Annotated in this window: 7 protein-coding genes and 2 pseudogenes; all 9 read right to left on the bottom strand. The window is 62.7% G+C overall.

The window, feature by feature from the left end:
- Window positions 1-2: 2 nt before the first annotated feature.
- Complete coding sequence (locus ACEN9F_RS25770; RefSeq protein ID WP_413424665.1) at window positions 3-2882, bottom strand: TIM-barrel domain-containing protein; 2880 nt, start codon at window positions 2880-2882, stop codon at window positions 3-5.
- 22 nt (window positions 2883-2904) lie between these two features.
- Complete coding sequence (locus ACEN9F_RS25765) at window positions 2905-4506, bottom strand: DUF5597 domain-containing protein (protein WP_413424663.1); 1602 nt, start codon at window positions 4504-4506, stop codon at window positions 2905-2907.
- 62 nt (window positions 4507-4568) lie between these two features.
- Entirely contained in the window at window positions 4569-7568 is a 3000-nt protein-coding gene (locus ACEN9F_RS25760) for a TonB-dependent receptor (protein WP_413424661.1), read from the bottom strand.
- A 355-nt stretch (window positions 7569-7923) separates the two neighbouring features.
- Window positions 7924-9066 (bottom strand): sugar ABC transporter permease, encoded by a 1143-nt coding sequence (locus ACEN9F_RS25755; RefSeq protein WP_413424659.1) that lies wholly within the window; start codon window positions 9064-9066, stop codon window positions 7924-7926.
- Complete coding sequence (gene xylG, locus ACEN9F_RS25750; protein ID WP_413424657.1) at window positions 9053-10582, bottom strand: D-xylose ABC transporter ATP-binding protein; 1530 nt, start codon at window positions 10580-10582, stop codon at window positions 9053-9055. Before xylG ends, ACEN9F_RS25755 begins: the two co-directional genes overlap by 14 nt.
- 56 nt (window positions 10583-10638) lie before the next feature.
- Window positions 10639-11643, bottom strand: coding sequence for a D-xylose ABC transporter substrate-binding protein (gene xylF, locus ACEN9F_RS25745; protein WP_413424655.1), 1005 nt, complete (start codon window positions 11641-11643; stop codon window positions 10639-10641).
- A 51-nt stretch (window positions 11644-11694) separates the two neighbouring features.
- A complete protein-coding gene (locus ACEN9F_RS25740; RefSeq protein ID WP_413424653.1) occupies window positions 11695-13467 on the bottom strand; it encodes an IlvD/Edd family dehydratase in 1773 nt (590 codons plus the stop codon).
- Window positions 13464-14174: pseudogene (locus ACEN9F_RS25735) on the bottom strand (SDR family NAD(P)-dependent oxidoreductase); the annotation flags it as partial. The pseudogene ACEN9F_RS25735 and the gene ACEN9F_RS25740, both read right to left, overlap by 4 nt.
- Window positions 14175-14282: 108 nt before the next feature.
- Window positions 14283-15446 (bottom strand): annotated as a pseudogene (locus ACEN9F_RS25730) (fumarylacetoacetate hydrolase family protein); the annotation flags it as partial.
- Between the last annotated feature and the right edge of the window lie 53 nt (window positions 15447-15499).

The raw sequence follows: 15499 nt of genomic DNA, 5'->3' as shown, positions 1-15499 counted from the left end.
GCTCAACGCTTCACGGTGAGGGTTTTACCTTCATAGCTGACGACTTTGTCGGCGGCGTCGAAGTTGTCGGAGCTGGACATGCCGGCCTTGATGAAGCGCAGCTTGAACTCGCGCTTCGCAACCATACCCTTGTACTGACCCACACGCTCGCCGATGGTGACGGTGCCGACCTTGTCGTTGTAGCTCAGCGGGATGCGGCTGAACTCACCGCGCAGATAGCCATTGCTGACGCCATCGTCTTCATACAGGCTGAATTTTCCATCGGCGCCGGTGTAGACGTTCAGCGTGATCGGCGCATCCGGTTTCTCGTCCACGTACTGTGTCACAGGCCCCACAGGCAGGATCGCGCCGGCCTTGACCAGCAACGGCATGCGCGTCTCGGCCGCCTTGATGGATGGCTTGGTGCCGCCCTTATGCAGCTCGCCGGTATAGAAGTCATACCAGTCGGCGCCCTTCGGCATGTAGACGCTGCGTTCGCGCGCACCGTAGACATAGACCGGAGCGACCAGCAGGTCATGGCCAAACAGGTATTGGTCGGCGATGTTCTTGACCGCCTCGTCGTGCGGGAAGTCCATCACCAGGCCGCGCATGATGGTGCCCGATTCGTGGTGGGTGGTGGCGGCGGTCGAATAAATGTACGGCATCAGGCGATAGCGCAGCTTGTCGTACCAGACCATCGACTCGCGCATCGGCGAGCCTTCCGGCGAGATGATGTGGATTTCGCGCTTGACCACTTCACCGTGCGAGCGGAACAACGGCGACAGCGCGCCGAACTGGAACCAGCGCAGATTCAGCTCGCGCCATTCCTTCAAATCCTCGGCCGAACCCTGGTTGGTGGTGGTGGCGCGGTTCTCCTGCGCCGAGCCGACATCGCCGACCTGGAAGCGGTTCTCCTGCGCATAGCCGCCGATATCGTGCGTCCAGTTCGGAATGCCCGACATCGACAGGCTGACGCCGGCCGAGATCTGGTCGTACAGGTTGTTCCAGCGGCTGACCACATCGCCGCTCCACAGCGCGGTGGAATTGCGCTGGATGCCGGCAAAGCCGGAACGCGACAGTATGAACTGGCGCTTCTCCGGCTGGTCCTTCTTCAGGCCCTCGTAGAAGCCGCCGGTATGCACCAGGCTATACGGGTTGAAGGTGACTTCACCGCCGCCGTAGACGGTCGGTCCGATCAGCTTCTTGAAATCGGCCGGGCGCGTGTTCGACAACACGTCAGGCTCGGTGTTATCCATCCACCAGGCGTCGAAGCCCAGGTCCACCAGCTTCGGCTTCATCTGGCGATAGTACATCTCGCGCGCGCCCTTGGTGTACGGGTCATAGTGGCTGTTCTTGTAGCCGGGTCCAACCCAGTCAAGATCGCCGTTCTCGACGTTCTTGGTCCACATATAGCCCTTCGACGCCAGCTCCTTGTAGTTGGCGGTGTTGTCGTAGAACTTGCCCCAGATCGAAATCATGATACGGGCGTTGTTCTTGTGGACCTCGTCCACCATGCCCTTCGGATCAGGGAAGCGCGCCTTGTCGAAGTCGTGCGAACCCCAGCCGTCCTGCGGCCAGTAGAACCAGTCCTGCACGATGTTATCGATCGGCCAGCCCTGCTTGCGGTACTCGCGCAACACGCCGAGCAGCTGTTCCTGCGTTTCATAGCGCTGGCGCGACTGCCAGAAACCGTAGGCCCACTTCGGCATCATCGGCGCCTCGCCGGTCAGGTGGCGATAGCCGGCGATGACCTTGTCGATGCTGGTCTCGCCGTTGATGACGTAGTAGTTGATGCTCTGCGCGACTTCCGACGAGAAGGTCAGCGAGTGGCGTTCAGGCGCCGGCAGCGGGTCGTTGTGCGTCATCGCGATCATGCCGCCCGACGGCTTCCACTCCAGGTGCAGCTTGACCGGCTTGCCGGCCTCGAACTTCTGCTCGAAGTTGTGGTACCAGGGATTCCAGCCCTGGCGCCAGACATCCATCACCTGCTTGCCATCGATATCCAGCTTGGCGTAATCCGACGAATACAGCTGCATCTTGTGCACGCCGGTCTTATCGGAAGTCAGCGTCGCATCCCACACCACCTTGACGTCTTTGGCTTTCTTCGGATCGCCCAGCTCCTTCGGCCAGTTCTCGGCCACGTCCTTCAGGTACTGGTAGGCGATGTCTTTTTCCTGGCGCGTCAGCACCAGCTTGCCGTCAACGTAGTAGCGCGCCGTCAGGCCGCCGGCCTTGCCTTCGTCGTCGACCAGCTTCAGGTCGCGGCTCAGGAAGCCGTAAGGCTTGGCGTCGCCGAAGCGCGAGATCGAATTGTTATCCCACAAAACGCCGTAGTTCTTGTCCGAGACGATGAACGGCACGGCGATCACCATATTGTGCTGCATCAGCAGCACGTCCTCGCCGTTCAGGTTCATCTGGCCGTTCTGGTGCTGGCCCAGGCCGTAGTAGGCGTCCTTGGTGCCGTGGTTGAAGCCCTGCTTCACCGCCAGGAAAGGCTTGCCGTCGACGTCGACCGGCGCGATGGATTCAGAGGCCTGGCTCAGGAAGGCCTTGCCGGCCGCATTGAAGAACTGCACCTGGCCGGTGGCCAGCGAGACCGCCGCCGAAATCTTCTTCGCCTTCAGCGTGACCTTGTCCTTGCCGGACGCGCCGACGCTGAAGTTACCGCTAACAGGAGCGGCCACGGTCATGAGCGAGGGAGTCAGCTCCTTGCCCGCCACGTCGGTCTTCACCACGTGGATGATGTTATCGCCCATGACCTCCAGCCGTACTTCCTTGGCCGCGCCGCTGTCCGGCTTGATCACGACGCCGGTGGCGGTCTTCTCGAACGTGCCGGCCAGCGCCTGGCCGGACATCATCACGGCCAGGCACGAAGCCCCATACGCTATCGCTTTAATCTGCATCTTTGTCTCCAGTTTCTTCTATTTAGTAGGTGCCGACTTTAACCTTCAGCACCACAGGCTGCCCGGTCAGGTTCAAACCGTAGTCGGTCTGGTCGCCGTTCCAGTTGCGCTCCATGACCCATTTGCCGGACTTGTCATAATACCCCTCTTCCACGCGCGCCCACATGGTCGGCTTGCCTTCGGCCTGGTCAATCTTCACGCGCGCATGCTGGCCGACGATGATGAATTCATTGTCGGCGATCTGCGCGATGGAGACGCCGCCGTTAGGCTTCTCGGTTCCCGCCGGCAGGTCCTTCACATCCTTGAAATATTCGCGTTCGCCGAACTGCCACTCGCGGAACGAGATGGTCGCCTTCCAGCCCTTCATGTCCACGGTCTGCGGCGCGCGGTCGTCGCCTTCGGCCACGCCGTAGGTGCGGCCTTCAAACGCCCACTTGGACCACTGGCGCTCCATCGGGCGGAACGCCGCGAAGATTTTTCCGAACGGTTCCACCATGGTCTTGTCGGCGGCCTTGTGCCCCAGCGGGAAATTGCTGTAGTCCGAGTAGTCGATGCCGAACGGCGAGAAGTTGATCGCGCCGCGGCCCAGCACCAGGTAGCTGTAGCGCACATAGTCGGCGGCGTTGCCCATCTCCGGCACGGCCAGCGCGTTGTCCGGACGCTGGAACTTGTCCAGCGTGGCGGCGAACTTCTTCGAGTCATGGCTGTAGATGTCCGGCGCCAGGAAATCGATGGCCGGCGCCGCCGCCCGGTAGATCTCGATCACGTCGAAGGTCGGACCGCCGCTGGCGAAGTTCTTGTTCCACGGCTTGATCGGATTTTCCAGCGAGTCGCGGATCGAATTGTTGACGTACATCGGCAGGTTGTAGACCGCGCGGCCGGCCTTGGCGATCTCGCCGATGTAGCTGGCGATCGAATACGCGTGGAAGTACTCGTCGGCGTAGTCGCCGTAGACCTGCTTCCAGGTGCCGCTGGCGGCCAGCGGCACCGGCGACTTCTTATGCTTCAGCACCGCAGCCGGCACCGGCTGGTTGAACTGGGCTTCGGCCTTGGCGCTGTAGTCGCGCGCGTAGCCGTAGGTGCCTACCTCGTTCTCGACCTGCATCATGATCACGGTGCGGTCCACCGAGTCGATCTTCTTGATGTGCTCCATCAGCGCCACGAAGGCCTTCTTGTCGGCCTTGAGCGTCTCTTCGCCTTGCGGCGACAGGCAGTAGATCGGTTTTCCGTCCTTGTCCAGCATGCGCGGGAAGCGCTGGTTATTCAGCTTGACCCACTCCGGCGCGTAATTCGGGCCGGTGTTTTTCCAGGTGCCGAACCACAGCAGCACCAGGCGCACCTTGTTCTTGCGCGCCTCCGCCACCAGCGTATCGACATAGCTGAAATCGAACTTGCCTTCCACCTGCTCGATCTGTTCCCATGCCACCGGGATTTCGAGCGTGTTGGCGTTCATGTCCTTGATCGCCGGCCAGACCTTCTTCAGGGCCAGCGGGTAGTTACTGGAATTCTGCGCCTGCCCGCCGAACATGACGAAAGGCGCGCCGTCCACCATCAAGGCGAAACGGCCATCCTTTTGCACCAGTTCGGGCAGGGGCGCGGCCGCCGCGCCAGCTGAGGCCAACATAAAACCAAACGAAACAACAAGCTGGCGGGCGGTAGTCTTCATGCGTTCAAGCCTTTCTTAGGTTAGAAGTCGTAGCTCAGTTTAGCGACCACGCGGCGGCCGGTCTTGAACCATGCGCGGCCCATCATACCGATATTCTGCTGCATGAGCTGCTTGTAGGTCGAATCTGTCAGGTTCTGCGCTTCCAGCCCCAGAGACACCTTGTCGCTGAACTTGTAGAACACCGACGCATCCAGCTGGCCGTATGCATCCGCCCAGGTAGGCAGCGCCCACGCGACGTTGGTCTGGCCGTAGGTCGGGCTGGCTGGATTGGAGTCCAGGCCGTCACTGCCCTTGGTGCCGTTGACGTTCACGCCTTGCAGCGATTTCGAACGCCAGTTGTAGGCCAGACGCGACGACCATGGACCTTTATCGTACAGCAGTGCGATGTTATACGACTGGCGCGACAGGTTTTCCAGCGGCAGATCGCCGAAGGTCAAGCCGTTGGTGTCACAGCCGTTCAGGTTCAGGTTCAGATTGGCGGCGTTGTCGCCGCCGGTGCAGTACTTCTGCGACACGCCGTTGTACAAATCGCGCTTGCTGTCGACGAAGGTGAAGTTGGCTTGCACACCAAGGCCCGACAATGCGCCCGGCAGCTTGTCAAAGTACTGCTGGAAGGCCAGCTCGATACCGCGGGCATGCCCCTTGGCGCCGTTGACCGGACCGGTCACGGTGAAGTCATGCATCTTGCCGTCGGTATCGGGCAACTGCTTGGTGTACAGCTGCTTGACGATGATATCTTTGAGGCGCTTGTTGAACAGCGCGGCGGTGAACGAGCCGGTCGGCGCGAAATACCACTCCATCGTTACGTCGATCTGCTTGGAGGTGGTCGGACGCAGGTTGGGATTGCCATCGCCGGAACCGGTCAGGCTCACGCTGTTGACGGTGGTGACACCGGCCGCGTTGGTCGAGGTGTCAGCCGTTTCCGACAACGTGGTGTAACCCTGCAGCTGCGTGAAGTCGGGGCGCGACATCGCCGCGGCGGCGGCGAAGCGGAATTGCAGCGTGTCGCTGGCCTTCAGGCGCAGGTTCAGGCTAGGCAGGAAGTTATGATAGCTGTTCTCATAGTCCTTCGCCTCCGCGAACGGCCGGATGTTTGGAATCGGTACGCCAACCTGGGCGCCGCCGGTCGGTGCGGTCGAGCTGAACACCGTGTAGCCGCGCGCGGTCGAATCGGTCTTCACATAGCGCAGGCCGACGTTACCGTCGACTGGATATTTCAGGTTATCCCAGCCGAAACGCAGTTGGCCGTAGAGCGCCTTGGTCTTTTCAGACTGGTCGTTGGTGCCGGCGTAGTTGTCCGCGCCGAAACTCGCCGGCTGCCAAGCGGCGCAGGTGGCGGTAGGATCTTTTTCCTTGCACAGGATGTCGTGGTAGGTGTGCAACTGGGCGTAGCTGCCTGGGAAGCCTTGTGCCAGCGACACGTTCGGGAAGACCACGGAAGGCACGGATACGCCGCCGTTGAAGAAGTTATTGAACGAATGCAGGCTGGTGTTGCCGCTGAAGCGCGGGTCGCCCAGGTAAGCCAGACCCGAAATCTCACCCTGCCATGGCTGGGTGATGGCCGCCCAGTTGTAGTTCGGGTTGGAGTTCTGGGTCACAGCATCGCGATCGGTCAGGCGGACGCCGAAGCGGACGTCGCGCAGCACCGGATGATCGAAGTCGTACTTGACGTCGGTCTTCCATGCGGTTTCATTGGCTTTGCTCTGGTCCAGGTGTTCCATGGTGAACGCCCAGTAGTAGTTCTTTGGATCGGCCAGATAAGCGCGGTCGGCATCGGTGAACAGGATCTTCGGCACGTTGCCGGTCAGGTCCAGCTTCTCGCTCGGCATCGTGACACCGGTGGCAACGGTGGAGTCCAGGCTGTGCGTGGTGGCCTTGATGTGCTGGACGTCGGTGGTGACGGTCCAGTTGTCATGGCGCCAGCGCAGGTTCCACGACAAATCGGTGGTATCGGACTTGCGGTTCGAGGTCCGGGTGTCGTCGCCGAAGTTGATGCCGCCGTCGGTTGGATCGGTCAGGGTGCCGGTCAGCAGCGCGCCCTTGGAATTGAAGGTGGCATCGGGAGAAACCTTGATGTTGTATGGGCTGGACTGGGCGAAGATCGCCTGCTCGTCCCATTGCATCTCGTACTTCGACTTGAAGTAGGTCAGGGAGCTGGCCCAGTCATCCTTCTTCCATTGCAGCGCACCGTAGGCGCCTTCGCGCTTGCGGTTGAATTCCAGCGTGCGCCATTGCGCGCCCTTTGGCACGTAGACGGTTTTGCCGGAGGCGTCTTTCAGCGGGTAGTAAGGCTCGACCTGGAAGGCGTCGGTGCGGGTGCCGCTTTCCGAGTAGGCCAGATCCAGCAAGGCGCCGACTTCACCGATCGGGGTTTTCCAGCGGTTCGACACCAGGCCCGAAGCCGACGGCGAGGTCTTGCCCTTCTTCAGTTCCGACCAGGTACGGTCGGCCGAGACGGATGCCTTGAAACCCTTGTAGTCGAACGGCATGGCGGTGCGCAGGTTGACCAGGCCGCCGACGGCGCCCTCGATCTGTTCCGCCGATGGGTTCTTGTAGATGTCGACGCCCGCCACCAGTTCCGGCGGCACGTCTTCGAAATTCAGCGAGCGGCCGCCGTTGGCCGAGAAGGAATCGCGGCCGTTCAATTCGGAGCGTACATAGCTCAAGCCGCGGATCGAAACGCTCGAACCTTCAACCGAGAAGTGTTCCGGGTCGCCCTTGGCCATGGTGCGGTCGATGGTCACGCCGACCACGCGTTGCAGCACCTCGGTCACCGAACGGTCTGGCAGCTTGCCCATGTCTTCGGCGACGATGGAGTCGACGATTTCATCGGAATTCTGTTTGATCTTTTGGGCCGACTGCAACGCTGCGCGCTGGCCGGTCACGATAACAGCAACCGGCTCCGTAGCAGGTGCATCGGTCTTAGGCGCTGCGGTTGTCTGGGCCGCGGCCACGCCGCTCAGCATCATCGTCATCTGGGCCAGGCCCAAAGCGATTGCCGTTTTTTTAAACTGTTTCATCTATGCTCTCCAAAGTTATACGAATTTTTCATAGCTCTATGGCTATTTGATATTGGTACTTCTCTTTGTCTGTGGTATTGAGGGAAATGCGGGCTGAGTTATCCCGCAGGCGCTGAATAGCGCGGCAATCTGGTCGTCATTGATGTCGTCTCGCTCGCTCTATAATTTTTATCGCTGCTGCCTGCTGGCCAAGTGCCAGTGCGCGCGATTTTTAACCATTGTGCAAGTTAGACTAGTGGCTAGCAATTGCGAAATTCACCAATCGAGCGAATGATAATCAGCAATCGTAGCGTCGGTAATACAGATGCGCGGCCCGCCGGTGCAGGCCGCGTTTGGAAAACGCTTACCCGCGCAATCAGCGGCGGCCGGAGCGGGTGGCCACGTCGACCCAGACGGCCAGCGTCAGGATGCAGCCCTTGACGATCATCTGCCAGTAGGTGTCCACGTCCAGCATCGACATGCCGTTATCCAGGCTGGCCATCACCAGCGCGCCGATCAGGGCGCCGTACACTGTGCCGGAACCGCCGCGCATCGAGGTGCCGCCGATGAAGCAGGCCGCGATCGCATCCAGCTCGCCGGAAGTGCCGGCCGACGGCGAGCCCGCCGCCAGCCGCGCCGTGTTGATCAGGCCCGCCAGCGCACACATCACGCCCATGATCCCGAAGATCCACAGCTTGACCGCCTGCACGTTGACGCCGGACAGCCGGGTCGCCTCCATATTACTGCCCACCGCGTAGATGCGGCGGCCGAACACGGTCTGCGTGGCGACGTAGCTGAAGACGCCCAGCAGCGCCAGCAACAGCAGCACCGGCAGCGGTATCCCTTCGTAGCTGTTCAAGGTGCGCACAAAGGCAAACAGCACCGCGCCGATGGCGGCCAGGCGCACGCCGTCGCGCCACACCGGAGGCACCGGCAAGCCATGGCGGCCCAGGTTCACGCGCTGGCGCCAGGTCAGCACGGCGGCAAGCGCGAACAGGGCGACGCCCAGCGCCACGCCCAGTTGCGGCGACAGGTAGCCCTGCCCCAGTTGCACCATGCCGTCCGATACCGGTGCCACCGTCACGCCATCCGTCACGCCCAGCACGATGCCGCGGTACGCCAGCATGCCGCCCAGGCCGACAATGAACGAGGGGATGCCCTTGTAGGCCGTCAGGTAGCCGTTGAACAGGCCGAGCACCAGGCCGCAGGCCAGCACCACGGCGATGGTGACCGGCAGCGGCATGTGGTGCGTCACGTCCAGCACCGCCGCGATGCCGCCCAATAGCCCGAGCAGCGAGCCGACCGACAGGTCGATCTCGCCGGCGATGATGACGAAGGCCATGCCGCAGGCCACCACGCCGGTCACCGCCATCTGGCGCATCAGGTTGGACAGGTTGCGCGGCGAGATGAAACCGCCCTCCGTCTTCATCGTGAAGAAGGTCCAGATGATGGCGATGGCGATCAGCAGCGCCAGGATTTTATATTGCGTGAACAGCTGTTTAAGTTTATTGGTGTGCACGATCGAGCGCCGCAGCGAGCAGCGTTTCCTGAGTCAGATCCTGGTTGATAAAATCGCCGCGCAGCTGGCCCTCGCCCATCACCAGCACGCGATCGGACACGCCCAACACCTCGGCCAGTTCCGACGACACCATGATGATGGACATGCCCTGGCTGGCCAGTTCGAGCATCAGCTTGTAGATCTCGAACTTGGCGCCGACGTCAACTCCACGCGTCGGCTCATCGAGGATCAGCACCTTGGGCTGCGTCAGCAGCATCTTGGACAGCACGGCCTTCTGCTGGTTGCCGCCGGAGAGCGCGGTGATCGGCAGGAAGGGGCTGGCTGTTTTCAGGCCCAGTCGCGCGATTTCCCCGCTGACGGTCTTCAGCTCGGACTCGCGGTCGATGCGTGTGAAGCGTGCGTAGCGGCCCAGCACCGACAGCGTGATGTTCTGGCCCACGTCCAGGTCGCGCACGATGCCGTGCTGCTTGCGGTCCTCCGGCACCAGCGCCAGGCCGGCGCGGATGGACTTGAGCGGCGTCGCGGTATCGATCTTCGCGCCGTTCAGCAGCACCTCGCATTCCGACTCGCCCTGGTAGGCGCCGAAAATCGCCGACACCAGCTCGGTGCGGCCCGCGCCCACCAGGCCGGCGATGCCGAGGATCTCGCCCTTGCGCAGCTTGAAGGAGACGTTGTCGACCTTCCTGCGTTCCGGCTTCTCGATGTCGTAGCAGGTCACGTTGCGCGCCTCGAACACGACCTCGCCCTGGCTGCGCTCCATCTTCGGATACAGCTGGTTCATTTCGCGGCCGACCATCTGCGAGATGATCTGCCGCACGTCCATCTGCTGCATCGGCGTGGTGGCGATATGCTTGCCGTCGCGGATGACGACGATGGTGTCGCAGATCGCCTCCACCTCGTCCAGCTTGTGCGAGATGTAGACGCAGGCCACGCCCTTGGCCTTCAGGCCGCGAATAATCTCCAGCAGCACCTGGATTTCCGACGCCGTCAGCGACGACGACGGTTCGTCCAGGATCAGCAGGCGCGCGTTCTTGTTCAGCGCCTTGGCGATCTCGATCAGCTGCTGGTGGCCGCCGCCGTAGTTCGACACCGGCAGCACCACGTTGACGTCGTTGAGCTTCAGTTCCTTCAGCAGCGCCTCGGCGCGCTGGTTCATGGCCGGATAATCCATGCGGCCGCCAGGCAGCGTGATCTCATTGCCGAGGAACAGATTCTCCGTCACCGACAACTCAGGCACCAGCATCAGCTCCTGGTGGATGATGACGATGCCGGCCGCCTCGCTTTCGCGGATCGACTGCGCCTTCAGCGGCCGGCCGTCGAGCAGGATCTCGCCATCCCAGGTGCCGTGCGGGTAGACGGCGGACAGCACTTTCATCAGGGTCGACTTGCCGGCGCCGTTCTCGCCGCACAAACCGATGCACTCGCCGGGCCTGACCTGCAGGTCGATCCCGTCGAGCGCAGGAACACCGTCAAATTTTTTGACGATGCCCTTCATTTCTAGCAAATAGCCGGACATTCAAATTCTCGCAGAGAGGGAGAAAACGGGGCCGCGTGCGGGCCCCGTGGGAGGACTTACTTGCCCGCGAGCTGGGCTTTTGTATAGAAGCCGTCAGTGACCACGATGTCGATATTCGCCTTGGTCAGCGGAATCGGCTTCAGGAACATCGCATCGACTTCCTTGAAGCCGTTGTTGTACTTGGCGTTGAAGGCCGGCTTCTCGTTGCGCACCAGCTGGATCGACAGCTTGGCCGCTTCTGAAGCGATCAGCTTGAGCGGCTTGTAGACGGTCAGCGTCTGCGTGCCGCCGATCACGCGCTTGACGGCAGCCAGATCGGAATCCTGCCCCGACACGGCCACTTTGCCGTCCAGCTTTTGCGAAGCCAGCGCCTGGATCGCACCGCCTGCGGTGGCATCGTTCGACGCGACCACGGCATCGATCTTGTTACCGTTGGCCGTCAGCGCATTCTCGACGATGGACATGGCCTCGGACGGGCTCCAGTCCTTGACCCACTGCTTGCCGACCACCTTGATGTCCCCCTTGTCGATCAGCGGCTGCAGCACCTTCAGTTGGCCGTCGCGCAGCATCTTGGCGTTGCTGTCGGTCGGCGCGCCGCCCAGCAGGTAGAAATTACCCTTCGGCTTCACCGCCAGCACGCCCTGCGCCTGCAGCTGGCCGACCATGTTGTTGTCGAAGGAGATATAGGCGTCGATATCGGCGTTAAGGATCAGGCGGTCGTAGGAAACGACTTTGATCTTCGCCTTCTTCGCCTCGCGCACCGCATTGGTCAGCACCGTCGCGTTGTACGGAACGATGACCAGCACGTCCACGCCGCGCGAGATCAGGTTCTCGATCTGGGCGATCTGGCGCTGCTCGCTGGCGTCGGCCGACTGCACGTAGACCTTGGCGCCCTGCTGCTCCGCCGCCGCGACGAAGTAGTCGCGGTCGCGTACCCAGCGCTCCAGGCGCAGGTCGTCGATGGAAAAGCCGATTTTCGGGTTCTTCGCATCGGCCATGGCGTTGCCGCCGGCGCACGCGAACATGACGGCGATGGCCGCCGCACTTAATAATTTCTTCATTCTTTCCGTCTCCTGTGTTTATGCCGAATACATGCCGAGTTCTATGCCCAACTAGTGATTATGGCGCGCTGGATTATCCGCCACTCCCCGATATGGTACAGCCAGTTCCATGCAAGCGCCCGTTTCCATTTGACCAACCGTGCTGCGATAGATCTCCTGCCACGGCGTTTGGCTTGCCGGCACTGGCGGAATGCCGTCTTTCTTGCGGGCTTCCCACTCTGCAGGATCGACCTGCACATCGCATTGACCCGCGTTCAAATCGACGCGAATGCGGTCGCCGGTGCGCAGCCACGCCAGGCCGCCGCCGACCGCACTCTCCGGCGAGGCGTTCAGGATCGACGGGCTGTCCGAGGTACCGGACTGGCGGCCGTCGCCCAAGGTCGGCAACGCGTTGATGCCGCGCCTGACCAGCGCATCGGGCGGCTGCATGTTGACCACTTCCGCCGAACCGGGCCAGCCCACCGGGCCGGCGCCGCGTATCACCAGCATGCAGTCCTCGTCGATGTTCAGCGACGGATCGTTGATGCGAGCGTGGTAATCGCCGGAGCCGTCGAACACGATGGCGCGCGACTCGAAGATATTCTCGCTGCCCGGCGTACTCAGGTAGCGCGCGCGGAAGGCGTCCGAAATCACACTGGTCTTCATGATGGCGAAGTCGAACAGGTTGCCCTTCAGGACGAAGAAGCCGGCGTCTTTTTTCAGCGGCGCGGCGAACGGGAAGATCACTTCACGGTCGCTGGTCTCGCGGTCGACGAGGTTGTCGCGCATGCTGCGGCCGGTGACGGTGGCCCGGTCCGAGCGCAGCATGCCCTGCTGCTCCAGCTCCCACATGATGGCCGGCACGCCGCCGGCGCGGTGAAAACGCTCGCCGAGGAATTTTCCGGCCGGCTGCATGTTCAGCAGCAACGGCACCTTGTGACCGTGTTCCATCCAGTCGCTGGACTTCAGCTCGACGCCTGCGTGGCGCGCCATCGCCATGATGTGCGGCTGCGCGTTGGTCGAACCGCCGATGGCGGCGTTGACCACGATCGCATCCAGGAAAGCGTCGCGGTTCAGGATCGAGGAAGGCTTGATGTCCAGCCGCGCCATCTCGACGATGCGGCGGCCGGTTTCATAGGCCATCTGGCCGCGCTCGCGATACGGCGCGGGGATCGCCGAACAGCCGGTCAGCGACATGCCCAGCGCTTCGGCCAGCGCGTTCATGGTCGACGCCGTGCCCATGGTGTTGCAGTGCCCCGCCGAAGGCGCCGAGGCGGCGGCGATCTGCAGGAACTTGTCGTTGTCGATCTGGCCGGCGGCCAGCTGGCGGCGGCCCTTCCAGATCGCCGCGCCGGAACCGGCCAGCTCGCCCTCGAACCAGCCGTCCAGCATCGGTCCACCGGACAGCACGATGGCGGGAATGTCGACCGTCGATGCCGCCATGATCTGCGCCGGCGTGGTCTTGTCGCAGCCGGTGGTCAGCACCACGGCGTCGATCGGATAGCCGTGCAGGATCTCGACCAGACCCATATACGCCAGGTTTCGGTCGATGGCGGCGGTCGGGCGGCGGCAGTTTTCAAAGATGGGATGCAGCGGGAATTCCATCGCGATGCCGCCGGCGTCGCGGATGCCGTCGCGCACGCGCTTGGCCAGCTCCAGGTGGATCCGGTTGCACGGACTGATGTCGCTGCCTGATTGCGCGATACCGATGATGGGACGGCCGGAGCGCAGCTCTTCCGGCGTGATCCCGTAGTTCATGAAGCGCTCCAGGTAGAGCGCCGTCATGTCGATATGGTCCGGATTATCGAACCAGTCCTGCGAGCGGTAGCGGCGGGTAGTGGTCATGCGCCGTACCAGCCTGCGTCGACAAAGTATTCGCGGCCGGAGCAGCGCGCCGCGCTATCGGACGCCAGGAACAGCGCCAGCGCCGCCACGTCGTCGATCTGCACGCGCTGCGGCAGGCATTGGCCGGCCAGGATGCGCGCTTCCTCTTCCGGCGTATGCCACAGCGCCTCCTGGCGTGGCGTGCGCACGCCGCCAGGGATGATGCAGTTGACGCGGATATTGTCGCGGCCCAGATCGCGCGCCAGGCCGCGCGTCATGCCTTCGATGGCGGCTTTGGCCGTCATGTACAGCGTCAGGTCCGGCAGCGCCAGGTGCCAGGAAATCGAACCGAAGTTCAGGATCACACCGCCGCCCGCTTGCTGCATGCCAGGCGCCACGGCCTGCGCGCAGAAGTATTGGTGGCGCAGGTTGACCGCCATGCGCTGGTCCCAGTATGCCGGTGTGACGTCGGCCAGCGAGTGGCGGTCGTCATTGGCGGCGTTATTGACCAGCACATCGACCGGGCCGATGGCGGCGAACACCGCGGCCACCGCCTCCAGGTTGGTCAGGTCGCAAGGCACGAACACCGGCGGCGTTGGCAACGTCGACAGCGCCGCTTGCAGCTCGCGCGATTCTTTTTCCGCGATATCGAGGAAGGTCACCAGCGCGCCCTGGCGGGCAAAGGCTTCCACCATGCCGCCGCCGATACCGCTACCGCCGCCGGTAACCACCACGCGCTTGCCGGCCAGGCTGGGATAGATCGCCTGCTCAGGCTTGGTGGCCGCCTTGGCCTTGGCGCTAGCAGCGCTGACAGTGGTGGCGCCCTTGCGTGCGCGTTCCAGCAGCGCGCGCACGCCGAAGGTCCACGGCGTGATCTCATCGCTGCGCTGTACATGGTTGACCAGCGCGCCCAGCGACGGCGTGGAAATCGTCACGCGATCGCCCAGGTGATGGGTAAAGCCTGCGCCCGGCGCATCGCGGTCTTTGATCGGCGAGAACATGGTACCGAGGAAGAGCATGAAGCCGTCCGGGTATTGGTGATGCGGGCCGCAGGTTTGGGCCACCAGGTCCAGCGGATCGCGGCTGATCTCGCGCATGCGGCTGACGCCATCCAGGCGGAAGTCGTCGTCCGCGCCTTCGATCAGCATGCTCAGCTCCGCGTTGCGGATGGTATCGATGGTGAAGTGTTCGTCGAACAAGCGGATGAACGGGCCTATGGCGCACGAACCGTTATTGTCCTTGGCCTTGCCCAGCAGGAGCGCGCTGCGGCCCTCGATGTCGCGCAGGTTGACGTCGTTGCCCAGCGTCGCGCCCAGGACATGAGCCTTGCTGTTGACGGCCAGGACGATCTCCGGCTCCGGGTTGTTCCATTTCGACTCCGGGTGCAGGCCGACATCGGCGCCCATGCCGACCGCCGACATCGGCTGCGACTTGGAGAACACTTCGGCGTAGGGGCCGATGCCCACTTCCATATACTGCGACCAGGCTCCGCGCGCGATGAACTGCTGCTTGAGCTGTTCCGCCTCGGGAGAACCGGGCTTGATGGATGACAGGTCGGCGCCGATATCCTTCAGCAGCGCCGCGCGCAGTTCATCGGCGCGGCTGGCGTCTCCGCCCGCCTGTTCTTCGATCACGCGTTCCAGCAGGCTGACGGCGAAGGTCACGCCGCAAGCCTTGATCGCCTGCAGGTCGCAAGGCGCCAGCAGGCGCGGGGCGGCGCCGCTGTCGTCATTGCGCAGCGCGGCGGCCAGCAGATCCTGCACCGTTCCCAGCGAAACGCCCGGAGCGCTGCGCGCCACGTCCAGCGCGTCGCTGCGTTCCAGTAGATCGGACATCGTCGGTGCATGAGCCGAGATATCGACCACTTCGCCGGCGCGTACCGCCACCACGCAAGGTCCGTTGATGTCGCCGTGGCGCCAAACGCGCCCAATCAGCACAGCGCTTGCCACATCAGCGGGCAGCAGCGAATTGATATTAGTTTTCAAGGTTTCTCTCTCCAGGCATCATGCGAATAGCGTGGAAGATTTTCACCTTATTCAGAAGCAGCCGCAAT

This window comes from Duganella sp. CT11-25, assembly GCF_047302815.1.
Lineage (GTDB): Bacteria > Pseudomonadota > Gammaproteobacteria > Burkholderiales > Burkholderiaceae_D > Rugamonas.
This window is presented reverse-complemented; position numbering and strand designations above follow the sequence as displayed.